Raw genomic sequence first — 25,628 nt, forward strand, 5'->3', positions numbered from 1 at the left:
GGCCAGTGCGAGGCCGACGCCGCCCAGGCCGCCCGTGATCAGGTAGGTGCCGCCCTGGCGCAGGCGCGCCGCAGCTTGCGCCGGTGCGCGCACGCCCTCGTAATCCTTGATCCAGCGGTGCCGCCCGCGCAGTGCCAGTGGCGATGCGGTGTCGTCCGCCAGCAACTCATCGGCGACCGACGCCAGCCAGCCGTTGGCATCCGGGTCGCCCGGCGGCGCCACGTCGAGCAACCGGCACGCCAGCCGCGGGTACTCCTGCGCGATCACCTTGCAGGCGCCGAGCAGCGTGGCTTTTTCGGCGCACAGCCGTTCGGTGCCATCGACATCCTCGACGCCATCGGCCAGCACCGTCAGCGCCAGCCCGCGCTCGGCGTGGCCGTTGGCGTCGAGCGCTTGCGTCAGCGCCAGCAGGCTGTAGAAGCCGCGTTCGAGCGTCTCGGCCGGCACGCGCGCCTGCGCGCCATCCAGGTTCCACAGGTGGACGATGCGCGACAGTGGGCCGATCTCGCCCAGCAACCGTGCGAAATCGTCGCGTTCGGCGACGCGCACCACGTGGCGGTCAGCGTCGGTACGCTCGTATGCGGAGCCAGGCAGCGCCAACACCACGCGCTGGCCTTCCACGCACCAGCGCGTGGCCAGTCGTTCGGCAACGCCGGCTGCATCGGCCAGCAGCAGGATGGCGCCCTCGCCCGCGATTGCGGCCTGGGGCCGGGGCGCGGCACGACGCCACAGCGCGGTATACAGCCAGCCGGCAGGGCCACTGGCCGCTGCCGGCGCAGCCGCCGTGACGGCATTCGACGTCACCCAGTAGGCGGCGCGCTCGAACGGATAGGTGGGCAATGGCACACGGCGATTGCCCGAGGCGTGGCGCGCCAGGGCCGGCAGTTCCAGTCCGGCCACCCAGAGTTGTGCCAACGCGCGCAACGGCTGGCGCGTGTTCTGCGCGGCACGGTCGGGATGGCACTGGCTGGCGATGGCTGGACGGCCGCCCAGCGCGGGATGACGCCGCGCCAGGCCGGTCAGCGTTTCGCCGGGGCCGACTTCCAGCAGCACGCGGTCCGGGCGTTCCAGCAGCGTGGTCAGGCCGTCGGCAAAACGCACCGTACCGCGCAGGTGACGCAGCCAGTAGTCCGGATCGCATGCCTGCTCCGGCGTGATCCAGCGACCCGTGACATTGGAAACGAAGGGAATGCGCGGTGCTTGCAGTGTGATGCCGGCCAGCAGCGTACCGAACTCAGCCAGCATCGGCTCGACCAGCGCGGAGTGGAAGGCGTGCGACACCCGCAGGCGGCGCGATGCCGTGCCGCGCGCGGCGAAGTCGCGCTCGGCCGCGTCGATGGCGGCAACCGGCCCCGCCAGCACGCATAGGTCCGGCGCGTTGACCGCCGCCAGATCGCACCCGGCCGGCAATGCGGCCAGCAGGTCGTGTTCGGTCACGCCCACCGCCAGCATGGCGCCGGGCTGGGTGGCTTGCAGCAGGCGCCCGCGCGCGGCAACCAGCGCCAGCGCGTCGTCCAGGGCGAACACCCCGGCCAGGCAGGCGGCCACGTATTCGCCGATGCTGTGCCCCAGCAGGGCGTCGGGCTGCGCGCCCCAGCTCAGCCACTGTTGCGCCAGCGCGTATTGCTGCACGAACAGTGCCGGTTGCGTCAGCGCGGTACGACCCAGTTGCGCCGCCGCGTCGGCCTCGGCGCCGGGCTCCGGGTGGAACAGCGTGCGCAGGTCCAGCCCCAGCAGCGGTTGCAGCCGTTCGCAGCAGGCATCGACGGTGTCGCGGAATACCGCTTCGTCGCGGTAGAGCGCCTGCCCCATGCCTGCGTGCTGGGCACCTTGTCCGGGGAACAGCAGCGCCAGGCCCGGTTGTGCCGACAGTGCCTGCCCGATGTGGCATTCGCCAGCGCTACGTTGGCGTAGAGCATCGATGGCCCCGGTGCGGTCGTCGGCCAGCACCGCCATGCGCTGGGTGAAGCGGCGGCGACCGACGCGCAATGTGTGCGCCACGTCGGCCAGCGCCAGGTCGGGCTGGCGCGCCAGGGCATCGGCCAGGCGGGCGGCGGCGGCATCGCGCGCCGTTTCGCTACGCGCGGTCAGCAACAGCAGTTGCGGGCGTTCCGGCGCGGGTGTCGGCGCCTGCGCGGGTGCTTCTTCCAGCACCACGTGGACGTTGGTACCGCCCATGCCGAACGAGCTCAGCCCCGCGCGGCGCGGCGCGGCGCCCACCGGCCACGGCCGGGCGTCGGTATTGACGTAGAACGGGCTGGCGGCGAAGTCGATGTTGGGATTGGCGCGTTCGAAGTTGAGGCTGGGCGGCAGCGTGTGCTGCGCCAGCGCCAGCGTGGTCTTGATCAGGCCGGCGACGCCGGCCGCGGCGTCGAGGTGGCCGATGTTGGTCTTCACCGAGCCGATGGCGCAGTAGCCCTGGCGCGGTGTGGTATGGCGGAACGCCTGGCTCAGCGCGGCGATTTCGATCGGGTCGCCCAGTGCGGTACCGGTACCGTGCGCTTCGACGTAGCCGATGGAGTCGGCCGGTACTTCGGCAATCGATTGCGCTGCCAGGATGACTTCGGCCTGGCCGTTCACGCTGGGCGCGGTGTAGCCCACCTTGTCGGCGCCATCGTTGTTCAGCGCCGAGCCCTTGATCACCGCGTGGATGGTGTCGCCGTCGGCCATGGCGTCGGCCAGGCGCTTGAGCACCACCACGCCGGCGCCACTGCCGATGGCCGTGCCGGCGGCCTGGGCGTCGAAGGCGCGGCAGTGGCCGTCGGGCGAGAGGATGGCGCCCTGCTGGTAGCGGTAGCCTTCCCCCTGGTGCAGGTTGAGCCAGACGCCACCGGCCAGCGCCACGTCGGCTTCGTGGTTGAGCAGGCCACGGCACGCCAGGTGCACCGCCACCAGCGAGGTGGAGCACGCGGTCTGTACCGAGATCGCCGGGCCGCGCAGATCCAGCTTGTAGGCCACGCGGGTGGCCAGCGAATCCTTGTCGTTGCCGTTGAGCGCGCCGAGGAAGGCGGCGATGTCCTGCTTGCCATTCAGTGCTAGCGCGGGCATCAACTGGCGAGAGAGGTAGAGATTGGCACCGCTGCCCGCGTAGACGCTGACGATGCCGGCGTGGGCCGTATCGCCGTAGCCGGCGTGTTCCATCGCCTGCCACGCGGTTTCCAGAAACACGCGCTGTTGCGGGTCCAGCAGTTCCGCATCGCGTGGGGTGTAGCCGAAGAAGCCGGCGTCGAAGCGGTCCATGCCGTCGAACAGGATGCCGGCCTTGACGTAGGCCGGGTCGGCCAGCACGTCGTCCGGCACGCCGTTCCGGCGCAGCGCGTCGTCGTCGAGCGGGGTGACCGCTTCGACGCCGTCGCGGATGTTGCGCCAGAAGGCATCGATATCGTCGGCGCCCGGAAAGCGGCCGGCCATGCCGACGATGGCGATCTCCATGCCGGTCAGTGCATCGAGCGGGTCGTCGCAGTGTCGCGCGTTCATGTGGGCGTCCTTTCCAGTTTCGGCTTGCGTTGCATCATCGAGGCACGCTGGCGCTGGGCGCGCAGTTCCGCCTGGCTCAGCGCGGCCGCCTGCAGGCCGCCGCCGTGTTGCAGGAAGTCGGCCAGGGCCGCGATGCTCGGGTACTGGAACAGTTCGACCACGCTCACCGGACGCGCCAGCGTGTCTTCCACGCGGCGCAGCACGGCGAGCAGCAGCAGCGAATGCCCGCCCAGTTCGAAGAAGTTGTCGTGGCGGCCAACACGCGCCACCCCCAGCAGCTCGGCCCAGATCGCCGCCAGCGCCGTTTCGATATCGCCCTGCGGCGGCGCGTAGCCGGCGCTGGCGCTCAGCTCCGCCACCGGCAGCGCCTTGCGATCCACCTTGCCGTTGGGATTGAGCGGCAGTGCATCCAGCACCATCAGCACGCTCGGCACCATGTAGTCGGGCAGGCTGGCGGCCAGCGCGGCGCGCAGCGTGGTCGAATCCAGCGACTGGCCCTGGTGCGAGGCCACGTAGCCCACCAGCCGCGCGCCGGCCGGGCCGTCCTGCGCCACCACCACCGCTTCGCGTACGCCGGGCTGTGCCAGCAGTTGCGCTTCTACTTCGCCCAGTTCGATGCGGAAACCACGAATCTTCACCTGGTGATCGATACGGCCCAGGTATTCCAACTGGCCGCCGCCGTTCCAGCGCACCAGATCACCAGTGCGGTAGAGCCGCCCGCCCTCCCCGAACGGGTCGGCGACAAAGCGCTCCGCCGTCAGGCCCGGCCGGCCGAGATAGCCACGCCCGAGGCCCAGACCGCCGAGGTACAGCTCGCCAGCCACGCCTTGCGGCACGAGGTTGAGGTCGCCGTCGAGCACATAGGTGTGGGTATCGTGAATCGGCCTGCCAATCGGCACCGTGGCGAACCCGGGGCCGGGCACATGGCTGCGTTCCGCCTCGCTGACGGGGGCAACCCCCGTGGCACTCGGCGCGCCTTGCCCTGCATCCCGGCCCTGAGTGCGCGTGCCGCCACCGTCGATCCGGCATGTCCACTGGGTAACGTGGATGGTGGTTTCGGTGGGGCCGTACAGGTTTTGCAGGCTGATGCCATCCAGCCGTTCCAGTGCTTCGCGCTGGGTTTGCGCCGGCATGGCTTCGCCACCGCAGATCACGTAACGCAGGCGGGTGCGATCTTCGATGCCGCGATGCGCGAGGAAGGCCTGCAACATCGCCGGCACGAAGTTGAGCGTGGTGATCTGGTGCCGTTCGATCAGTTGCACGATGCGTTCGGGGTCGCGATGGTCACCCGGCTGCGCCACCACCAGCCGCACGCCGGTGGTGAGCGGCCAGAACAGCTCCCACACCGAGACATCGAAGCCGAACGGCGCCTTGTGCAACACGGTATCGCCGTGCGCCAGGCCGTAGGTGTCCTGCATCCAGCGCATGCAGTTAGTGAGCGAGCGGTGGCGATTGGCGGCGCCCTTGGGGCGGCCGGTGGAGCCGGAGGTGTAGATCACGTAGGCGAGTTGTTCGCCGTGCACCGGGATGGCGGGGTCGTCGTCGCGCTCGCTGGATAGGTCGAGCGCGTCGAGCGTGAGCACCGGCACGCCGGCGCGCTCGGGCAACAGCGACAGCAGGCTGCGCTGGGTCAGCAGCAGCGCGATACCGCTGTCGGCGGCGATGTAGGCGAGCCGGTCGGCGGGGTAATCCGGATCGAGTGGAACGTAGGCAGCGCCGGCTTTGAGGATACCGAGCAGCCCCACCACCAGCTCCACCGAGCGTTCGACCGCCACGCCAACGCGCGTTTCCGGATGCACGCCCAGCGCCAGCAGCCGATGCGCCAGGCGATTGGCGCGACAATTCAGTTCGCCGTAGCTCAGTTGCTCGTCGCCGAACAGCAGCGCCACCGCGTCGGGCTGTTGCCGCGCGTGCCGTTCGAACAGGCGATGCACCGGTTCATTGTCGGGATAGTGCGTTCCGTTCACGCCCCAGGCGCGCAAGGTGGCGAGGTCGACATCGCCCAGTAGCAGGATGTCGCCCACCGCCTGGGTCGGTACGGTAGCCAGTGCCTCCAGCACGCGCAGGTAGTGCGCGCCGAGGCGCTGGATGGTGTGCGGTTCGAACAGTTCGGCGGCGTGGATCAGGTCGAGCGCCAGTGCGCCGTCCGCGCTTTCGCGCGCTTCGAGCGTGAGTTCGAACTGGGCATCCTGTTCCGGCAACGGGAAAGCGCCGACCGTCAGGCCCGGCAGGCGCGAGAACGCGCGGAAGTCTTCCTGCACATGGTTGAACGCCACCTGGAACAGCGGTGTGTGGCTGGCGCTGCGCCCCGGCTGCAACGCGGCCACCAGTTGGTCGAACGGGACATCCTGGTGCTCCTGCGCACCGAGCGCGGCCTGCCGCACCTGCGCCAGCAGCGCGGTCAGCGGCATCCGGCCGTGCACGTCGGCGCGCAGCACCAGCGTGTTGACGAAGAAGCCCACCAGGCCGGCGAGTTGCGGGTGGTTACGGTTGGCCACCGGCACGCCGACGCGGATGTCGCGCTGGCCGCTATGGCGATGCAACAGCGCCTGCCAGGCGGTGAGCAACAGCATGAACAACGTGGCGCCGTCGGCCTGGGCGCGCTGGCGCAGGCCGGCCAGTAGCGCGTCGGGCACGGCGATGCGGTGGCGGATTGCGCTGTATCGGGCCTGCGGCTGGCGCGGGTGGTCGGTCGGCAAGGCCAGCGCCGGCGCATCGTCCGGCAGTTGGTCACGCCACCACGCCAGTTGTCGTTCGGCGACGCCGGACGCCAGCCAGTCGCGTTGCCAGAGGGCGAAATCGGCGTATTGCACCGCCAGCGGCGCCGCGCCGGGCGCGTCCGCCTGCTGGGCCCGCGCCAGGTAGCGCGCGGCCAGTTCGTCCACCATCACCTGCATCGATGCGCCATCGGCGACGATGTGGTGCAGCGTCACGGCCAGGACGTGATCGTCGTCGGCCAGACGCACCAGCGCGGCCCGCAGCAGCGGCCCTTGCGTCAGGTCGAACGGTTCGCCGTGCAGCATCTGGATCGCTTCGCGGGCGCGGGCTTCGGTGCCGGCGTCGATCCGGGCCAGTTCCGGCTGGAACGGCGGCAGGATGCGCTGCATGACGCTCCCGTCCGCCGCCTGTTCGAACACGGTGCGCAGCGGCTCGTGCCGGGCAACGAGGTCAGCGAACGCCGCCTGCAACAGCGTGGCGTCCGGCACGCCGCCCAGGCGCAAGGCGCCGCTGACGTGATATGCGCTGCTGTCGCGGTCCAGTTGCCAGAGGAACCATTGGCGCTCCTGCGCGTGCGACAGCGGCAACGGCGCGGCGCGGCGCGCGGGGGCCAGCGACACGATGGCGGGGATGGCATCGCCACCCTGCTCGCGCAGCCGGCGCAGTTGCTGTGCCATCTCGCCCAGGCGCGGCTGCTCGAATACGACGCGCAACGGCATCGCCACCTGCCAGCGCACGGCCACCTGCGCCGCCAGTTGCACCGCAGCCAGCGAGTTGCCGCCCCGGGTGAAGAAGTGCGCGTCACGCGCCAGCGGCGCGTGATCCGGCAGGCGCAGCACGCCGCGCCACAATTGCGCCAGTTCGGCTTCGAATGGTTCGAGCGGCGCGGCCTGCGCTGCGGGCACGTCTGCGGCGTCGCCCAGCACCAGTTGACCGAACTCGTGGATGGCATAGGCATCGAGCGAACGCTCCTGCCAGCCTTTGCGGCATGCGCTGCGTTGCAGCTTGCCGCTGGAGGTCTTGGGCAGCGCACCAGGGTTGAGCAGCATCACCACCGACAGTGGTTCGCCGCACAGTTCGCTGACCATGGCGCTGAGCACCTGGACCAGCGTTTCCACCGGGATCAGCTTCTGCATGCCGCGCGACAGTTCGGCGGCGAGGCCGATGCCTTCGCCTTGCGGCCCCTGCACCGCGAATGCGGCGACGCGGCCTTTGCGTACGGCTTCCACCTCGGCTTCGATGGCGCGTTCGATGTCCTGCGGATACAGATTGTGGCCACGCACGATGATCAGATCTTTCACGCGGCCGGTGATGTAGAGCTGGCCGTCGTGCAGGAAGCCCAGGTCACCGGTACGCAGCCAGCGCCGGCCCTCACGCTCGACGAAGGTTTCGGCGGTGGCGTCCGGTCGGCCCCAGTAGCCTTCGGCGATGCTGGGGCCGGTGGCCCAGATTTCGCCGACGCGGCCGCCGCCCAGGCTGGCGAGCGTGGCGGGATCGACAATCTCGATGGCGTGCCCAGTAGGCGCGTGGCCGCAGCCCACCAGCATGCGCCCCTGCGCATCGGCGTCGGCCCTGCCCTGACCCAACCCTTCCGTCGCGAAGCCACGCGCGACCATGCCGGCACCGCGCATGCCGCCGCTGACGAACAGCGTGGCTTCGGCCAGGCCATAGCACGGATATACCGCATCGGGCGTGAAGCCCGCCGTAGCGAAGTGGGTGCAGAAATCCGCCAGCGTGTCATGGCGCACCGGCTCGGCGCCGGAAAACGCCAGTCGCCAGCTCGACAGGTCGAGCGCCTGCAACTGCGCATCGTTGAGGCGCTCCAGGCACAGCCGATAGGCGAAATCCGGCCCGCCGCTGATGGTGCCGCGATGGCGAGAGATGGCTTCCAGCCAGCGCGACGGCCGCTCCAGGAAGAAGCGTGGCGTCATCAGCACCAGCTTGATGCCGCGATGGATGGGCTGGAGCATGCCGCCGATCAGGCCCATGTCGTGGAACAGCGGCAGCCACGAGACGAAGGTGTCGCCCTCGCGCACGCCCAGGCCTTCTTCGATGGCGCGCTCGTTGGCCATCAGGTTGCCGTGGCTGACCATCACGCCCTTGGGGTCCGACGTGGAGCCGGAGGTGTATTGCAGGAAGGCGATGTCCTCATCGCGCGGCGTGTGCGCGGCCCAATCCACCGCCAGGGTGTCGCCCGGGAGGTCGATGGCGAGGATGGCGACCGACGGCAGGCGCCGTGCCGCGCCTTCGACCAGCGGGCGCATCGCTTCGATGGTGAGGACGCAGCAGGCGCGGGCGTCGGCGACGATACCCAGCAGTCGGGCCACGTGCTGCGGCCGCGCCGATTCCGGCGGAAACACGGGCACCGCGACCAGGCCAGCATAAAGGCAGGCGAAGAAGGCGACGACGTAATGGTCGTCGTTGTCGAGCAGCAGCAGCGCCCGCTCGCCCGGCGCAAAGCGGCGTTGCAGGCTGGCGGCCAGCGCGCGGACACGCTCATCCAGCGTGGCGTAGTCGATGGCGCGGTCCAGTGGCACCCCGTCCTGTTCGTCCACCACGATCAGGGCGGTATCGGCGGGGCGCTCGGTGGCCAGTTGGCGCAGGTGACTGACGAAGTTGGCGGGAAAGCGGCGGTCGGCCAGGGGGGCATTCATGGTGCGTCCTCGATGGGCGGGGGAACGTGGGCGGGATAAAGGGGAACGATCAGAAGCCGTCTGGATTGCCGTGCGGCTCGGCCATGGCGACGACGACCTTTCTCGGCCCCTGGAACGGCGCGCGTGCGTGGGCGGCCAGCATGTTGTCGAGCATCAGGACGTCACCCTCCTGCCAGGGGAAGGACACCGTTTCGGCGTCGAGCACGCGGCGTACTTCATCCAGCACGTCGTCGGGCATGGGCGAGCCATCGGCGAAGTAGGTGTTGCGTGGCAGGTGGTCGATGCCGAGCAGCTCTTCAAGCGATTCGCGCACTTCGGCCTGGAGGTTGGAGACATGGAACAGGTGCGCCTGGTTGAACCACACCGTTTCGCCCGTGACCGGGTGGGTGGCGATGGCCTGGCAAAGCTGGGTGGTGCGCAGTTCGCCGTCCGGCCCCCATTCCCAGCGGATGCCAGCGCGCGCGCAATAGGCTTCGACCTCGGCGCGCTGTTCGGTGTTGAACACGTCCTGCCACGGCACATCGAAATCGCCGTAGTTGCGCACGTAGAGCACACCCGGTTCGAAGCGACGGCGGATTGCCTCCGGCATGCGGCGATAGATGGCGCGGCTATCCGCGATGGGCGTCGCACCGCCCACCGGCGCCGCCGTAACGCAGTGGAACCAGATCTTCATCGGCCATTCGCGGGTATAGGCCTGCTCGTTGTGCAGCGGAATGGTCTGGTGCGCGGGATATTCGGTCGACGTATACACACCACCGCCCACTGCGGAACGAGGCGTGGAGCCAAATTCGTAGCTGAGCAGCGGGTGGCCAAAATCGGCGGCGAACTGGCGGAAGTGCTCGACGCCAGGCACGGCGAAGCCGCGCAGCAATACGCCGCCCACCCGCAGCAAGGCTTGGTCGATCTCGCCGCGCAGCCGGGGCAGCGCCGCCTGCAGGGGTTCGCCCTGATAGTCCGGCGTGATCAGCACCGGCAGGTCGGACGCAGCCGGTCCGGTCCGCTCGAATCGGGTCAACAGTTCGTTCATCAGTCACATCCTCGGTTTGCCACGCGAAACGCGGCCAAGGGATACCGGCCACGCGTCAGGAGGCGACAGCGGGCCAGGGGCTACAGGCGGGGTGGTCACGGCCAATGTCCGGGCGCAGGCGTTCGAGCGACCGGCCCAGGGCATCCAGCACCGCGCCTTCGTCCTGGCGGATGAAGAAGTGCCCGCCGTCGAACCACTCCAGTTCGAACGGGCCGGATGTCTCGTCGCGCCAGGCCTCCATGGCGGCGACGGCGATGTCGTCGCGCCGGCCGGCCAGCGCGTGGATCGGCAGGTCGAGCGGCGGTGCTGACTGGTGGCGGAAGCTGGCGCATACGCGGTAGTCGGCCGCCAGCGTGTCGAGCGTGAGCCGCAGCAGTTCCGGGTGCTCCAGCACCGCCTCCGGCGTGCCGCCATGGCGTCGCAGGTCGGCAATCAGCGCGTCGTCATCGCGTTCCGCATAACGGTCGGGCTCGCGGCACGATGGCGCCGGGCTGCCCGACACCAGCAGCGCCAGCGGCAAAACGCCGCCCTGCGCCCGCACGCGCCGCGCAATGCCATGAGCCAGCAGCGCGCCCATGCTGTGGCCGAACAGCGCATAGGGCCCGCGCGGCAGGGTGCGACACAATTGCGCGACCAGCAGATCGAAATCTTCCGCCAGCGGCTCCGCCATGCGCGCCCCCCGGCCCGGCAACTCCACCGGCACCAACCGCACCCAGCCGGGCAGCGCGTGGCGCCAGCGCGCGTACATCGTGGCACTGGCACCCGCGCACGGCAGGGTCAACAAATCCAGGGTGGAAGACGACATCGGGCGTTACTGCGCGGCCGGATCGGCCTGTTGCGCCATCCAGCTTCGCAGCGACAGCGGGCGCATGTCGGTCCACGCCTGCTCCACGTAGGCCAGCACCTGCTTTTTGTCGCCCTGGATGCCTTCCACCGCGCGCCAGCCGCCCGGAACGGCCTTCCAGTGCGGCCAGATCGAGTATTGCTCTTCGTGGTTGACGAGGACGATGAAGGTTTCGTCTTCGCGATCGAAACAACTGGTGGACATGCCGGACCTCTCCGTGAGTGAGCAATGAACCCCAGGCCGCCGACGCAGCGAGCCGGCCGACGTGGGGGTTTGCTTCAATGACGAAGAAGGGAGCGGTTTGTTTAAGAGGCGGCGCTATCCCACTCCGGGGCACACCATGGCGCCCCGCTCCTGGTCAGTGCGATGCTGCCTGGCACGGCTTGCCGATAAGCCATGGGATGTTCTGGAGGACGGCATCCATCATGCTTTTCGCTATGTGCGCGGCAGAGGGGTGCCAGAGTTGGCAACAGTCAGGCGATCCAGACCGTCGTAGCCGAAGGGCGCGGTTGTAGCTGGCATCGACGCCATCGGTAACGCTCAGCACGTTACCGTTGCGTCGTAGGTCCAGAGGCCATTGAGCATCGGCTGGTTGGCGGCGATGGCTTGGTTATAGCGACGAGCGCGGCTTGGTATTGCTGTTGCTGGGTAGCCCAGGCGGCGTATTGCTGGCGGTCGCTGTTCCAACCATTGGCCTGGCTTTGCCACGGCGGCAGGCAAGCGATAGTGGATATAACATGCAGAATGTTCAAGCCGACATAAATCACTCAGCTTCTCACACGACGGCAATCGCTGGCTTCCTTTGACCAAATCCAATAAGCACTCTTCCGTCTTCTTGACGAATAGGATCAGCTGGCGGCCGAGCCACGATGGGAAGAGGCAGACACCCAAGCCGCCACAGACCTGAACAACATCTGTTTGGAATTCGGCCTGCATCGGATGCCTATGAATCATTGAAGCATTGCCCTACCGCAGATCCAGGTTTGAACTGTTTGGTGGCCTGACCGCATACGCCCTGGTATTTAGTGAGAACCTTAGTGAGAACCAGCTTCCGGAGAGCGTTCACTTGGAATCCAAGTCTCCCCTACAACCCGTACTTTTACAATATTCCACTCATCAGAAAGGTGGCTTTCGAGCTCGACATTGACCTCACCTGTTTTTTTACTTCCCTTGACCGTATAGAGAAGTTCCGCATTTCCTTTAGGGCCAACCGTTCTTATTGAATATCCAGAAAAATTCAATTTAACATCTTCAATTTCTCCAAACCTCCCCCTGACAAACTCAGAGCTTCTTATAAAAGAAACAGCTGATCCACTTGCCTTACTGTTGACGGCAACTTCATATACAATAAAATACAAAGCAATTGTCAACAAAGCAATAAAAATCAATAAAAATTTGAATTTTGTTTTCATTTTTTCAACTCCACTTCCCGACTTTCCATTTCCTTTAGAATTTTCAGATTCTCCCTTTTTCGCATTCTTGGAGCCCCCCTCCTGGCAGCACGTTCCTCTTTTTGTTTTGTCTCCCGCAGAAAGAGCAATCTGCACCGTCGCGAAAATATCAGCTCCTTTCAATGATTCAAAAAAAGAAGCAACAAGACCTCCATCACCAATATCTCAACCGTGCCATCCGTTTTATAAGCCGCTCCGACCATTCCAGATATTCCTGCACTCAACGGCCCAATACTTCCTCCAACGTTGACGCTAACATCTGCCGCCATTCTTTTGTTCATTGTCCGTCGCCGCGCGGCCAGCATCGCCCTGGCTTTGCCCGGCAGCCGCATTTCGATTCCCGTCCGCGATGTGGGTCAACTCATCGCAGGGACATCGGACAAGGTCTTTCTTTATCCTCGGATGCCACCAGCGGCGCCGCACCCATGAAAAACCCGCGGCGCCTTGCGCTGCCGCGGGTTGTTCCAGTGCCGGATCGGCGATCCGGCCGTGGGATGCCGCTCACGCGCCATCCTGTTCCTGCCGGCTACAGCCTTCGGTTTCCACATCGTTCGCCGGTGGCACCAGCCCGGTCAGCAGCCAGATGCGCGCCGCGTCTTCATACGCCACCGGGCGGTCGGCCCCCGCCTGCATCCATGCCGCGAACTCGGCCTGGGCGGCAGTATCGAAGTCGCCTTCGTGCTGCCGGATCACCCAGTTCCACGCTTCTTCCCAAATCGGATCTTCTCGCATTCGGCCTCATCCTTTTTCTTCTGCCGCGAGTTGCACGTCAACTCGCAACCAGCTCCCCGTTGTCAAAGGATACACACAACACAGTGCCGGCCGAAGGCCGTTTGCCAGCAATAGACTGACAACTCAGTTTGGATGAAGCATGCCCCTGCACTTGGCCAGGACCAGCCCGACGTCGCGCACCATGAAATTGACCAATGTGGCCGAGCATCCCAGCTGGGCTGCGATCTCCCGCTGGGTGAGGCCGCCCAGCCGGTACATCTCGAACACCAACCGCGTACGGGCAGGCAAGGTGCTGAGCGCCTGTTCGATCGCGTCGAGCAGCTTGCGCTCGTCCAGGCCCTGGTCGGGCAGCACGCCGCCCGCCACCTGCGGCAGCTCGCCATCCTCGGTATAGACGCGATAGGTGTTCTCCACTGCTTGACGGCGGAGGTAATCGAGCGCGAGATTTCTTACGACCTGGGCGCAATAGCCCAGTGGATTGCGCACCTCTTGCGCGCAGGCGCCCTCCACCAGCTTCAAGTAAGCGTCTTGCAGAATCTCTTCGGCAATATCGCTATCTCCGGCAACCCTTCTCGCAATGCTCAGCAACTGGCTTCGATGCTCAAGGAAAACGGGCTCCAGCGACGGGACGACGACTTCTTCAGGCATCAAGGCCTCCGAGTTTCTCATGGGGTCAGTTGCCATGGCGCTAGGCATTATTGAGAACTATTATCATATCTTTTGTTTCAACCCGTCCACGCGCCCGACAAAAAAATCAGGCAGGCGTCAGTAGGGTGAACAGATACGTCGTCTCCCCATCCGAGAAACTTATCGCCAGCGAAAATCCTCCTTCAGCGGTTTGACACGGACCATCGGCCCGGACGATGCCGCGCCAAGGCTTCAACCATGAGTGCACAATAATGCACGTAGACTTGCAAGGGGGGCCTCATGAGCCCGGCAAAAGCCGGGCCCACGCATTCATTCATTCTTCCGGGGGTGAGTCGACCGTGAACGTCACGCCACCCAGCCCATCCGCCTTGAAGTTCAGGCCGACGCTGAACGACTTGTCGCAGGCGGTGGCAGTCCAGGTTTCATGCCAGGTGCCGGCCAGCAGCGTGTAGTTCATCGGCTGTTCGAGCTGCAACACCAGGTAATCCGCGCCATGCACCGTGCCATCGATGCGGGTGGTGCTCAGGCTGATGTTTTCGTCGTCACACTCGGCGGTGTGCGCCTGCTTGCGCAGCACATCCTGCACGGCGGGGTCGAACAGCGCTTCGCGGCGCTGGCGCAGCGACGGCAGACTTTCTCCCATGCGCACGGCTTCGGCCCATTCCGGTTTGCCGCCAGCCTCGAACCATTTGGCGCGCTCGGCGGACGGCAGGCCGGAGGCCAGATTGCCCAGTTCGGTAACGATGATGTTCACCGCGCGCTCCTGGCCTTGCTGCGCCGATTTCAACATCCATTCCGCCGCTTCGCGCTCCAGCGGGCGCTGGCTGGCCGGCTTGGCGGCATGCGCCTTGAGCTTGGTGCGATCGAGCTTGCCGTCCGGGCCCATCATCTGCTCGGCCGAGCGCGCCATCAGCGCGCCGGCCAGCAGGAACTGCGCTTCGGCGCTGCCCTTGGCGGCCACCGGGCGCAGCAGCGCTTCGGCCGCGGCCGGATCGCGCTCGCCGCCCTGCCCTTGCAGATAGAGTTGCGCCAACACCAGGCGCGTATAGTCGGTGGCGCTGCCGTCGGCCACGTCGGCACGCGCCACGGCGAAAGCCAGGTCGAAATTGCGGCTTTCCACGGCGCGCTCCACCATCCCTTCGCTGGCGAACGCGCCCGCCGCGCAAAGCAGCATCAGGCTTGCAATACGTTTCATCGCTCCATCCTTCCACCTGCCGGGCTCCCGGGGCGGTTTTCATTGTGTACGTCGAAAAAAGCAGAACGCCGGCCCTCGGGCCGGCGTTCAGTCTACCGCAGCTACGTCTGCAATCAGCCGTTGTAACGCGCTTCCAGCATCGCCACGGCAGGCAGTTCCTTGCCTTCCAGGAATTCCAGGAAAGCACCGCCGCCGGTGGAGATGTAGCTGACGTCATCGGTGATGCCGTACTTGCTGACGGCGGCCAGCGTATCGCCACCACCCGCGATGGAGAACGCGGGGCTGGCGGCAATGGCGCGCGCCACCACCTCGGTGCCCTTGCCGAACTGGTCGAATTCGAACACGCCGACCGGGCCGTTCCAGACAATGGTGCCGGCGCTCTTCAGGATGTTGGCCAGCGCCTGGGCGGAATCGGGGCCGATGTCGAAGATCATGTCGTCGGCGGCCACGTCGGCCAGCGGCTTGGTCACGGCGGGTTCGTTGGCGTCGAACTTCTTGCCGACCACCACATCAGTGGGCAGCGGTACATCGCCGCCCCGGGCGCGCAACTTGCCGATCACGGTGCGCGCGTTGTCCAGCAGGTCGGCCTCGGCCAGCGATTTGCCCACTTCATGGCCTTCGGCCAGCAGGAAGGTGTTGGCAATGCCGCCACCGACCACCAGTTGGTCCACCTTGTCGGCCAGCGATTCGAGGATGGTGAGCTTGGTCGATACCTTGGAGCCGGCAACGATGGCGACCAGCGGGCGGGCCGGGTTGGCCAGCGCCTTGCCCAGCGCATCCAGTTCGGCGGCGAGCAGCAGGCCGGCGGCGGCCACCGGGGCGAACTTGGCCACGGCGTGGGTGGAGGCCTCGGCACGGTGTGCGGTGCCGAAGGCATCGTTGACGAACACGTCGGCCAGCGCGGCATAGCGCTTGCCCAGGTCTTCGTTGTCCTTCTTCTCGCCCTTGTTCACGCGGACGTTTTCCAGCAGCACCAGTTGGCCCGGCTGCACGGCATAGCCTTCCCAGTCGGCGACCACCGGCACTTCGCGGCCCAGCAGTTCGGCAATGCGTCTGGCAACGGGCGCCAGGCTGTCCTCGGGCTTGAACTCGCCTTCGGTGGGACGGCCCAGGTGGCTCATCACGATCACGCCGGCGCCGGCGGCCAGCGCATGTTCGATGGTGGGAATGGATGCGCGGATACGGGTGTCGTCACCGATCACGCCATCCTTTACCGGAACATTGAGGTCGGCGCGGATCAGCACGCGTTTGCCGGCCAGATCCAGTTCGGTCATTTTGCGAAAAGCCATGGAGTCACCTCGAATGGGATACGGAACAGGAAAAGAAGTATTTGCTCAAATTGCCCATGGCACTGGGCGCGCTACGCAGGCTTACAGCGCGGGGCTACCATTGCTAAACGATGCGCGGAGGCCGTAAACAGCGCTCCGGCGGGCCGCCAATCCGCGTGTGGTGTGCCATGCTTAAGCCCTGACCCACCACCGCTTTTCACAGCATGTCGTCCAGCCTAGGCCGGGCTTGCGACAAATGAACAAAGAAATCGAAAAAAGACCGCCTACTTTGCAGTTGGCGGTAAGCCCCGAAGTCTAGCACAGCACATTTTCTCCCCATGACCGAAGCTCCCGCGCTCTTGCGCAATCGCAATTTCCTTCTGATCTGGCTCACCAGCATCATCAGCAATTTCGCGCTCGCGATCGCGATGCTGGCCGAGACCTGGTACGTGGTGAACCACCTGGGCGCCAAGGAACAACTGGGCCTGGTGATGATCGCCGGCTCGGTGCCGCGCATCGTATTGATGGCAGTGGGTGGCGTGGTGGCCGACCGCATGAAGCGTGGCCGCATCATCGGCGCGTCGCTGGCGATACGCGTGCTGCTGATGTTCGCGCTGGTGGCGCTGCTGTCGGCGGGCCTGCTCGATATCTGGGTGCTGACCGCGTTCGCCTTCCTCTATGGTTCGGTCGATGCCTTCTTCTGGCCCGCCAGCGGTGCGGTGCTGCCCAGCATCGTGCGCCATACCGACCTCACCCGCGCCAACTCCATCATGCTGACCACCAACCAGATCGGGCTGGTGTTCGGGCCGGTGGTGGGCGGTGCGATGCTGGCGTTTCTGTCCTATCAAGGCGTGTTCACGCTGACCGGCTGCCTGCTGGCCGTGGGCACCGCGTGCGTGCTGTTCCTGCGCGAGCCGGAAGTCACGCGGGCCGACAAGAGCACCCAGATGCTGACCGAGCTGAAGGAGGGCCTGAAGTACGCGCTGAACCAACCGGTGCTGCGCGCGCTGATGATCGTCTACGCCATCGCCAACCTGCTGTTCATGGGGCCGCTGGGGCTGGGCATTCCGATCGTGGCGAACGACAACCTCGCCGGCAATGCCGCCACGCTGTCGTTCATGCAAAGCGCATTCGCCACCGGCATGGTGACAGGCGGCCTGTTGCTGACGCTTTATCCACCGATGAAAAAGCGGCTGCTGATGATCGTGATCGTGATCGCGCTGGAAGGCGTGGTGCTCGGCCTGCAATCGCACAGCCACTGGCTGTACCTGTCGGTGGTGTTGCAGTTCCTGCTGGGCCTGGGCGTGGTATCGAACAACGTGCCGATGATGTCGCTGATCCAGCAATACGCCGACCGCGACAAGCTCGGCCGGGTGATGAGCCTGAACACAATGGCGTCGATGGGGCTGTCGCCGCTATCGTATGCCATGGTCACCGGCCTGCTGTCGCTGAAAGTGGGCATCGGCTGGATCATGCCGCTGTTCGGCCTGACGATGGCGGTGCTGGTGCTGGCGATGGCGGCCCGAAGCTGGACCATCCGTCACATCGACTGAACCGCACGCCCGGCCCGCGCCGCCGCGCGCGCGCCGGGCGCCTAGAATTCCCGCCCATCTCGTCCCCAGGGGATGGCCATGCGGTTCAGGCTCTTCCTTGCTGCGTGCCTGCTGTGCGTTTCGGCAGTCAGCGCAGCGCGCGCGCCAGCGCCTCGTCTCGTCGCGTACTTTCCTTTCTGGGCCAGCTATAGCCATGGCGCCATGCTGTCCGACGCCCCCGTCGAGCGCCTGACGCACCTGATCTATGCGTACGCCGACCTGCGTCCGGACGGCACCGTGCAGCCGGGCGACCGGTTCGCCGATCTGGTGAAGATCCAGCCCGGCGGCAACGGCACGCTGCGCCAGGGCAATTTCTCGCTGATCCCCGGCCTGCGCGAACGCAACCCGCAGCTCAAGGTGATGATCGCCATCGGCGGCTGGAACTGGACACGCCATCTGTCCGATGTAGCGGCCGACCCCGCGCTGCGCCATCGGTTCGTGGCCTCCACCCTCGCCTTTTTCGATCGCTACGGCTTCGATGGTATCGAGATCGACTGGCGCTTTCCGGTGGCCGGCGGCCACCCCGACACCGTGCATCGCGCGGACGACCTCGCCAACTATCAGTTGCTGCTGCAAGCCTTGCGGCACGGCTGCGCCACGCGCCCGAATGGCTGCCAGATCGCCATCACCCTGCCGCCGCAGGCGGAATCCCGCGCGGCCGGCGACTACCGCGCGCTGACCGAGGCCGTCGATTTCGTCTCGCTGATCGGCACCGATTTCCACGGTGCCTGGAGCACACGCACCGGGCACAAGTCGCCACTGCACGGCGCGCCCGGTATCGCCGAGGCCGTGCAGGCACTGGTGGCCGACGGCCTTCCGCGCGACAAGCTGGTGCCGATGCTGCCGGCGCAGGGAGTGAGCTGGATCGGCGTCCCCGCGCTGCGCCAGGGGCTGGACCAGCCGCATCGCGGTACGCCCTGGGGCACCTGGGACAATGAAAAGACCGGTCCCAGCGGCATCTACACTCTGGAGGAAATTGGTCGGCTGGCGCGCGGCGGCGACTTCGTCCGGCAATGGGACGACGCGGCCCAGGCCGAAACGCTGTACAGCGCACAAAAGGCGCAACTGGTGTCGTTCGAAAGCCCACGTGCCTTCGCAGCCAAGCTGGCATTCGTCGACCGGGAGGCGCTGGGTGGCGTCGGGCTGTGGGAAGTCAGCAGCGATTCGCCGGGCAGCGCCGGGCTGATCACCCAGGCCTATCGCCACTACCACCCATGGCGCGCGACATGGCTGGGACTGCGCGATCAGACACCATTCGGCCTGCCGTGGCTGGCCGCGCTGTTCGCGCTGGTACTGGCCGTATCGGCAACGGCATGGCGGCTGCGTCGCAAGCGTCGCCGCGCCGTGCAAGGCGAGCTGATCACCCGCGACGAATTTGCCGCCATCCTCGCCACCCTGCCCGACGACCTGCGCCTGACCGCACACATGGCGCAACAGGTGCGCACCCGCAGCGCCGCCCGGCTTCCTTCGGCCGGCATCGCGCACCTGCAACGCATCGTCGGCGACAGCCTGGCGCTATGCGCGCAGTTGCAACCGCTGGCCGACACCGTCGTCGCACGGCACCTGCGCCCGCCCGGCCAGGAACTGGCCGACCTGCAACGCTTTACCGCGCAACTGAGCGGCGAGCGCAGCCTGGAAGGCATGCTCGACGCGATGCTGCGCTTCCTGGCCGACGACGAGCGCGTGTGCGCGGCGCAGCGTCTGGAAGCCGATGCGCCCCCCGAGTCGGACGATGGCGACGACGAGGTGCTGTTGCTGTCGGCCAGCCGCTGCGAAGCACTGGTACGCCATGCCACGCTGGCCGACCAGCAACTGGCGCTGCGCTTCAACGCCCCGCTGAGCGAGACCGAGGAAATCTATTTCCGCAGCCTGTGCAACCAGGTGGTGCTGGTACGCCGCCAGTTGCAGACGCTGGCGCGGCAGCCGCAACTGCTGTCCGAGCTGTACGACGTGGCCAGCCGGCGCGACAAGCTGCAATTCATCCGTGCCGACCGGGGCTATAGCGGCATCCACGCCAGCGACCTGCCGTCGCCCATCCACATCACGCTGCGCCTGCGTGCACTGCGACTGTACTTCGACGACAGCCAACTGGTGCAGGTACACCGCTCCTACCTGGTACGTCCCGGCGCGGTGGAAGGCATCCGTCGCGCGCGGGGCGGGGTGGAATTGCTGATCGGCCGGCACACCGTGCCAGTGGCACGTCCTTATCTGGCATCGCTCAAGCAGCGCTTTCCGCAGTGGTTCGCCTTGCATGCTGCATGCGATTCGTGAAACACCCAGCCCACCAAAAAGCCATCATCTTGTTGAAATAAAACAACTTTCCATCGCGCCACCCTGCAATTGGTGAAACGCACGCCACGATGCCTTGGTTGCGCTTCATGCAACGGCCATAGTCTTCAGGCGGCATCACCGCCGCACACCCCGATGGGCCGGCAAAGGCCAGGGGGCAAGACAACACAAGGATGGAGACGAGCATGAAAGCAACAATGAGGCTGGCGACCCTGATCGCCGCCCTGGGGCTGGCCGGCGCCGCGCAAGCGGCTGCCCTGCCGGCCTGGACCGATGGTCAGTCCTATGCGGTCGGCAACGTGGTGCAGTACCAGGGCAACCGGTACCAGGCCACCATCGCCCACACCGCCTGGACTGGCGCAGGCTGGAACCCCGTGGCAGCGGTATCGCTGTGGCGCAATATCGGCACCTGCGCCACAGCGGCGGGCGACGTATGCAATCCGCCCAAGCTGAGCGCCGCCCACTGGACCACCTGGGCTGGCGGCGCGACCGGTGCCTACAGCCTGGTGCACGACGATTTTTGTTCGTTGTACTTCGCCCAGGATGGGCAACTGCTGTACGCCGAGCCGGAGCTGAACAAGCGCGGCCTGCGCGCCGGCTTTGCCGTCATCACCAGCGCTTGCGACAACACCCACTGGGAAGCCGCACGCCGCCTGCGCGACAAGGGCCACGAGCTGATCAGTCACAGCCGCAACCACTACAACGCCAATGACCCAGCCTGGAGCAGCACGACCGAAATCCAGGGCTCGTCCGACGATCTGGCCGCGCATCTGGATGGCTACCGCCCCACCTTCTTCGCCTGGCCCAGCGACATCGCCCCCGACGCGCCGGTGGCCGCCCTGCGCGCCAACGCCGGCTACCTGGGCGGGCGCGCGTTCAATCGCGTGGACGAATCCGGCAACATCCAGTACGGCATGGCCGGTGGCATGAACGCCGCCAATTTCCCCGACGCCTATGCCGCCAAGTGGGATCTGTTCACCCAGACCGGCCAATGGTCGATCTACGAAGGCCAGCCGGGCGAGAACCTCAACCTGCACGTCGATGCCGCCATCGCCCAGGGCGGCTGGGCGCTACGCACCACGCACGGCGTCGAAGACGCGTCGTACAACGCCGTGCCGCTGGCGCGCTATCTGGCGCACCTGGACTACGTGAAAGCCAAGGTGGACAGCGGCGAACTGTGGATGGCACCGCCGTCCGAGGTAATCCGCTACCGCTTCGCGCGTGAAGCCTGCGCGCCAACGCTGGTGGGCGAGGACACCGTGCACTTCGCCGACAACGCCACCTGCCAGCGCTACGCCACCACGTTGACGCTGGACCTCGCCACCGACCAGCCCGCCACCACGCTGGCCGCGTCGCAGGCCGGCCATGCGCTCGCGGTGAAGACGCTGGCCCCGGGCCGCTATCGCGTGGAAGCCAATCCGCTGGCCGGCGACGTGAAAGTGGTCGCGCACTGAGCACGACTCGGCAAGCGCACCGGCAATTGCACGGGGCGCGCTGGCGAGGATGATCGCGCCAGGCACCGCGTTTTTTTTGTCCAAAGCGAAACGACCCGCCGATGCGGGTCGTTCGTGCCTGAGCCTGCGCGGCGCAGCATCACCCAAGGCGGATCGTTTTCAGGCATGGGCACCAGGGACGCCGGGCGATCTGGCGCATGGCATATCGGATGCGGCAGCTTCGGCTCAGCGGCCGATCCCCGCCGCCGTCTCGATCAGCGCCAGCGCAATGCGCTCCACCCGGTCCAGCCCCACCACGCGCGGCGGCGGTGGCGTGGTGCGCGTACCGCGCAGAGCATCGGCAAAGTGGGCCAGCACGGCGGGATGCACATACGACGCCTTGCAGACCGAGGGGGTGTTGCCCAGCCGGCCGGCCACCTCTTCCACCACGGCTTTCAGGCAACGCCGAACACTGACGGCGCCAGTGCAGGGCGCGCTGGCAAGACAAAGCTCGGTGGCATGGCGGGTGGCACCCCAGGTGCGGAAGTCCTTGGCGCTGATCGACACGCCGGCGGCCTCTCGCAGGTAGTCGTTCACGTCGGCGGCGGTCAATGCGCGTATCGCACCCTGCGCGTCGCGGTAGCCGAACAGGCGATTGCCTGGCAGCGCGGCACAGCGCCGCAGCACGCCGGCCAGCTCTCGATCGCGCAGGCAGATGCAATGACGCACGCCGGACTTGCCCCGAAAGCGCAGTTGCACCTGCTCCGTGCCGATCTGCGCATGGCGTTTACGCAACGTGGTAAGGCCGAAGCTGCGGTTGGTGCGCGCGTATTCCTCGTTGCCGACGCGGATCAGCGTTTCCTCCAGCAAGCGGGCCAGCGCCGCCAGCACTTTGTCGCGTGGCAACCCACGCTGGGCCAGGTCACTGGCGATGCGTCGGCGCAGGCGCGGTAGCGCGCGGGTAAAACGCGCCAGGTGCTGAAACTTGTCGGCGGCGCGCGCCAGATGCCAGTCGTCGTGATAGCGGTACTGCTTGCGACCGCGCGCGTCGTAGCCGGTGGCTTGCAGGTGGCCGCGCGGATCGGCGCAGATCCAGACGCGACGCCACGCGGGCGGGATTGCCAGCGTTCGGATGCGCGCCAGCGTATCGGGATCGTCCAGCCGCTTCCCATCCAGGTCGAGGTAGCGAAAACCGCGTCCACAGTGGCGTCGGGTATACCCGGACGCATCGGGCTCGACACGGATCAGTTTGCGCTTGGCCACGATCCGCCTCCGCGTGGCTCAGCCGGGCGAGGCGGGGACGAGCGGCACGCGCACGACCAGCGTGGCGCCGGCGCCGGGTGCGCCGGACAAAGACAGGTCGCCACCGAAGGTCAGCAGGCGCTGGCGCATTTCCAGCAGGCCATGGGCACCCGCCGGCAGCGTGCCAAGGAGATCGGCAGCGACGCCGTGGCCATCGTCGCGCACGGTGAGTTCAATGTGGCCGTCCGCATCGGTCAGCGCCACGGCGACACGCCGGGCACCAGCGTGGCGCGCGATATTGTCCAGCGCGCCTTGGGTGATGCGGTACAACGCCAGCGCCATTGGCTCGGGCAGGGCCGGCTGCGGATCCGGGGCATCGAGCTGGACCGCCCAGCCGTGCGTGGCGGCGGCCTGGTCGAGCAGGACGGCAAGCGCGTCGCGCAAGCCCAGGTGGGCGAGCACCGAGGGACGCAGTTCTTCGATCAGCCGCCGCTTCAGCGCGATGCCGTCGTCCAGCAGCCCCACCACGCGAGCGAGCTTTTCCTGCACCTTGTCGTCCTGGGCGCACGCCTGCCTGCGCATCCATGAGAGGTCGAGCTTGATGGCGGTGAGCAGGGAGCCGAGTTCGTCGTGCAGCGTACGTGCCAGGTGATGGCGCGTTTCCTCGTCCGCCTGCAAGCGCTGGCGCAGCAGCGCGCCCAGGCGGGTGGCGTCATCGTCCGGCGCGGACGGGAGGGACAGCGGTTGGTCTGCCATGGTAGGAAAAGAGTAGGAATCAGTAGTGCGCGTGGGGGCGCAGCCGGGCCGCTTCGTTTTCAATGGTCTGGATCGCTTCTTCGAAATGCAGCGATTTGTCGAAGAAGTGATCGACACCCAGTGCCCGTGCGCGCTGTTCATAAATGGGAAAGGCGTGATTGGTCAGGACCACGCGCACCGGCACGCAGGGATCGGCCCCGGTCTGGGCCAGGTAGCGCAGCACCTCGAAGCCCGTGCCGACACGCAGTTCCAGATCGACCACCACCAGGTCGAAATGCTGGCCCTGCAATTGGGCGACCGCTTCCTCGGCGGTGGCCGCGGTGGCCGCGAACACGATGTATTCGATGCCGGCCAATGCGTCGATCAAGGCTTCGCGGATGACCTCCGAATCCTCGATCAGCATGACCCGCACCCGATCGGTGGCCACTTCAGCGGCGATTGTTGTTCCTGCTTCTGACATCATCAGGTTACATCTTATGTCTGGCACGCCCGCACCACCCGGTACGCGACGGGGCACTTGCAATTGAGCATGGACGAGCGCCCTTTCTTGGCGCAGGCACGTCGTCCGTCCGGTGAATCGCCTGCAACGCTGGTGGTTCGCGCGCCGCCGGCCTTCAACTGATCAACTCGTTCTTGATGGCGTAGTACGTGAGATCCGCATTGGTCTTGAGATTCATTTTCTCCAGCACCCGGGTTCGATAGGTGCTGACGGTCTTGACGCTGAGGAACAGTTCGTCGGCGATCTCGGTGGGCGATTTACCGCTGGCGAGTTTGAAGAACACCTGGAACTCGCGCTCCGACAACGTTTCGTGCAGCCGTTTCTCGCTGGGGTGCGTCAATTCGGTCGCCAGCAGATCGGCAAGTTCCATCGACAGATAACGCCGTCCAGCGCAGATCACGCGGATCGCGCGGATGATTTCTTCCGGATCGGCATCCTTGGAAAGATAGCCCCGACAACCCGAGCGGATCAGGTTCAACGCGTACTGTTCCTGGGCAAAGCCGGACAGGATGAGTACGGGCATCTGCGGGCAGATGCGCTGGAGGTCGCGCAGGGTATCGACGCCGTTCTTGTCCGGCATCGAGATGTCGAGGATCGCGATATCGAAGCTCTCCTTGCGCACGAGTTGCAGCGCTTCCAGCCCCGATGCCGCCTCACCGGCGACGCCGAGGTCGTCCTCCATCTCGATCAGGGCTCGCAGGCCCGAGCGCACGATCTTGTGGTCGTCCACCAGCAGTACGCGTTTTTTCATCATGTCCGTGCAAAGCTCCACATTCCAGGCGACTCGGCCCGAAGCGCTAAGTTTAGTCCCTGCGGCCCGATCCGGGCCTTACCGATCCCATGCAATCGCCCGGCCGCCGCCGCGAACAGGCGGCCAGTCCGTCGGCGGCGTTCAATCCTTGCGGCCCAGCCAGTCCGACAACTCGTCCGCGTGTTCTTCCTCCACCGCAAGGATGTCCTCCAGCATGCGGCGGGTGGTGGGGTCCTTGTCGCCGATGAAGCGCACCAGCTCCCGATAGGTATCGATGGCGATGCGTTCCGCCACCAGGTTCTCGCGGATCATCGCTTCCAGACTATCCGGCGCCACGTAGTCGGCATGGCTGCGGGTGGAAAGACCATCCGGAGAAAAGTCGGGCGAGCCGCCCAATTGCACGATGCGCTCGGCGATACGGTCGGCGTGGGCCAGTTCTTCGTTGGCATGGGCCTGGAATTCCAGCGCCACGGGTTCCGACGACAATCCGGACGCGGTGAAATGATGGCGCTTGTAGCGCAACGCACAGACCAGCTCGGTGGCCAGCGCATGGTTCAACAGCTCGATCACCTGCTGCACGTCGCCAGCATAGGTGAAGGTGCGCGCGCCCTCGGCCACCTGCTGTCGCGCACGCTGGCGGATGGTCTGGATATCCAGTTGAAAAGCTTGCATGTCGTCACTCCTGTCACCCCATCGGCGTTGTCTGCAAGCCGCTGGGGATGTGTGATATAAGCGGACGCATTGCCGCTCCGGGTTACCACCCGGAGCCGCCCGCCCGGGATTACCCGCCTGCCAGCAGCGCACCCAGCGCGGCAGCCAGAAACAGGAAGAATGCGATCCGGGCAACCGGCGCAGCGTCGGCGGCGATCCCGCCAAAACCGAACAGACCGGCAATCCCCGCGATCAGAAAGAACGCTGCGGCAAAGTGCAGCATGGTTCCCCTCGTGCGGCATTCATGGTCCGACTGTACGGCGCGCCACGTCCCGCCGACAGGGGCGCCGTGCTGATGCGCTTGTGGGAATGCGCTGACAAACCGTCCTACAAGCGGTGGG

General features: G+C 66.4%; 21 protein-coding genes. 3 read left to right on the forward strand and 18 right to left on the reverse strand.

All coding sequences use genetic code 11. The annotated features are described in order from the left end of the window. The 12 genes from FAZ21_RS11990 to FAZ21_RS12045 all read right to left on the reverse strand — a co-directional run. Positions 1–3,477: type I polyketide synthase (locus FAZ21_RS11990; protein WP_136773678.1), on the reverse strand; the 3,477-nt coding region annotated here is incomplete at its 3' end. Beyond that, positions 3,474–8,849 (reverse strand): non-ribosomal peptide synthetase, encoded by a 5,376-nt coding sequence (locus FAZ21_RS11995; RefSeq protein ID WP_136773679.1) that lies wholly within the window; start codon positions 8,847–8,849, stop codon positions 3,474–3,476. The genes FAZ21_RS11990 and FAZ21_RS11995, both read right to left, overlap by 4 nt. 49 nt (positions 8,850–8,898) lie before the next feature. Next, a complete protein-coding gene (locus tag FAZ21_RS12000) occupies positions 8,899–9,876 on the reverse strand; it encodes a TauD/TfdA family dioxygenase (RefSeq protein ID WP_136773680.1) in 978 nt (325 codons plus the stop codon). A gap of 55 nt (positions 9,877–9,931) precedes the next feature. Continuing rightward, on the reverse strand, positions 9,932–10,681 hold the full coding sequence (locus FAZ21_RS12005; RefSeq protein WP_136773681.1) for a thioesterase II family protein: 750 nt from the start codon (positions 10,679–10,681) through the stop codon (positions 9,932–9,934). Between the two features lie 6 nt (positions 10,682–10,687). Then, the gene (locus tag FAZ21_RS12010) at positions 10,688–10,924 is read right to left on the reverse strand and encodes an MbtH family protein (RefSeq protein WP_136773682.1); all 237 of its coding nucleotides are present in this window, start codon (positions 10,922–10,924) and stop codon (positions 10,688–10,690) included. A gap of 336 nt (positions 10,925–11,260) precedes the next feature. Continuing rightward, positions 11,261–11,656 (reverse strand): hypothetical protein, encoded by a 396-nt coding sequence (locus FAZ21_RS12015; RefSeq protein WP_136773683.1) that lies wholly within the window; start codon positions 11,654–11,656, stop codon positions 11,261–11,263. 98 nt (positions 11,657–11,754) lie between these two features. Next, positions 11,755–12,294 carry a cytochrome c oxidase assembly factor Coa1 family protein gene (locus tag FAZ21_RS12020; protein WP_136773684.1) on the reverse strand — a complete coding sequence of 180 codons (540 nt, stop codon included), beginning with the start codon at positions 12,292–12,294 and terminating at the stop codon, positions 11,755–11,757. After that, positions 12,291–12,503, reverse strand: coding sequence for a hypothetical protein (locus FAZ21_RS12025; RefSeq protein ID WP_136773685.1), 213 nt, complete (start codon positions 12,501–12,503; stop codon positions 12,291–12,293). Before FAZ21_RS12025 ends, FAZ21_RS12020 begins: the two co-directional genes overlap by 4 nt. Before the next feature lie 169 nt (positions 12,504–12,672). Beyond that, positions 12,673–12,903, reverse strand: coding sequence for a FecR/PupR family sigma factor regulator (locus FAZ21_RS12030; RefSeq protein ID WP_136773686.1), 231 nt, complete (start codon positions 12,901–12,903; stop codon positions 12,673–12,675). A gap of 123 nt (positions 12,904–13,026) precedes the next feature. Beyond that, on the reverse strand, positions 13,027–13,551 hold the full coding sequence (locus FAZ21_RS12035) for a sigma-70 family RNA polymerase sigma factor (RefSeq protein WP_136773687.1): 525 nt from the start codon (positions 13,549–13,551) through the stop codon (positions 13,027–13,029). A gap of 313 nt (positions 13,552–13,864) precedes the next feature. Next, positions 13,865–14,746: an SEL1-like repeat protein gene (locus FAZ21_RS12040; protein ID WP_136773688.1), complete on the reverse strand. Its 882-nt coding sequence runs from the start codon at positions 14,744–14,746 to the stop codon at positions 13,865–13,867. 113 nt (positions 14,747–14,859) lie between these two features. Further along, positions 14,860–16,035, reverse strand: a complete 1,176-nt coding sequence (locus tag FAZ21_RS12045) for a phosphoglycerate kinase (RefSeq protein ID WP_136773689.1) — start codon at positions 16,033–16,035, stop codon at positions 14,860–14,862. Between the two features lie 317 nt (positions 16,036–16,352). Between FAZ21_RS12045 and FAZ21_RS12050 the strand changes: the two genes are divergently transcribed. From FAZ21_RS12050 to FAZ21_RS12060, 3 genes are all read left to right on the forward strand, one after another. Next, a complete protein-coding gene (locus FAZ21_RS12050) occupies positions 16,353–17,567 on the forward strand; it encodes an MFS transporter (RefSeq protein WP_136773690.1) in 1,215 nt (404 codons plus the stop codon). A gap of 78 nt (positions 17,568–17,645) precedes the next feature. Further along, the gene (locus FAZ21_RS12055) at positions 17,646–19,877 is read left to right on the forward strand and encodes a glycosyl hydrolase family 18 protein (protein WP_169307377.1); all 2,232 of its coding nucleotides are present in this window, start codon (positions 17,646–17,648) and stop codon (positions 19,875–19,877) included. A gap of 203 nt (positions 19,878–20,080) precedes the next feature. Continuing rightward, positions 20,081–21,349 (forward strand): carbohydrate-binding protein, encoded by a 1,269-nt coding sequence (locus tag FAZ21_RS12060; RefSeq protein WP_136773692.1) that lies wholly within the window; start codon positions 20,081–20,083, stop codon positions 21,347–21,349. 225 nt (positions 21,350–21,574) lie between these two features. Here the strand turns inward: FAZ21_RS12060 and FAZ21_RS12065 are convergent, their stop codons facing one another. The 6 genes from FAZ21_RS12065 to FAZ21_RS12090 form a co-directional block, all read right to left on the reverse strand. Beyond that, on the reverse strand, positions 21,575–22,591 hold the full coding sequence (locus tag FAZ21_RS12065) for a DNA topoisomerase IB (RefSeq protein WP_136773693.1): 1,017 nt from the start codon (positions 22,589–22,591) through the stop codon (positions 21,575–21,577). 18 nt (positions 22,592–22,609) lie between these two features. Then, positions 22,610–23,326 carry a sensor histidine kinase gene (locus FAZ21_RS12070; RefSeq protein ID WP_169307378.1) on the reverse strand — a complete coding sequence of 239 codons (717 nt, stop codon included), beginning with the start codon at positions 23,324–23,326 and terminating at the stop codon, positions 22,610–22,612. A 19-nt stretch (positions 23,327–23,345) separates the two neighbouring features. Then, entirely contained in the window at positions 23,346–23,789 is a 444-nt protein-coding gene (locus FAZ21_RS12075) for a response regulator (protein ID WP_136773695.1), read from the reverse strand. 151 nt (positions 23,790–23,940) lie between these two features. Continuing rightward, entirely contained in the window at positions 23,941–24,579 is a 639-nt protein-coding gene (locus FAZ21_RS12080; protein WP_211243445.1) for a response regulator, read from the reverse strand. A gap of 138 nt (positions 24,580–24,717) precedes the next feature. After that, a complete protein-coding gene (locus FAZ21_RS12085; protein WP_136773696.1) occupies positions 24,718–25,248 on the reverse strand; it encodes a ferritin-like domain-containing protein in 531 nt (176 codons plus the stop codon). 109 nt (positions 25,249–25,357) lie between these two features. Next, the gene (locus FAZ21_RS12090; RefSeq protein WP_136773697.1) at positions 25,358–25,510 is read right to left on the reverse strand and encodes a DUF1328 family protein; all 153 of its coding nucleotides are present in this window, start codon (positions 25,508–25,510) and stop codon (positions 25,358–25,360) included. Positions 25,511–25,628 lie beyond the last annotated feature (118 nt).

The sequence above is a fragment of the Chitiniphilus eburneus genome, from assembly GCF_005048205.1.
GTDB lineage: Bacteria > Pseudomonadota > Gammaproteobacteria > Burkholderiales > Chitinibacteraceae > Chitiniphilus > Chitiniphilus eburneus.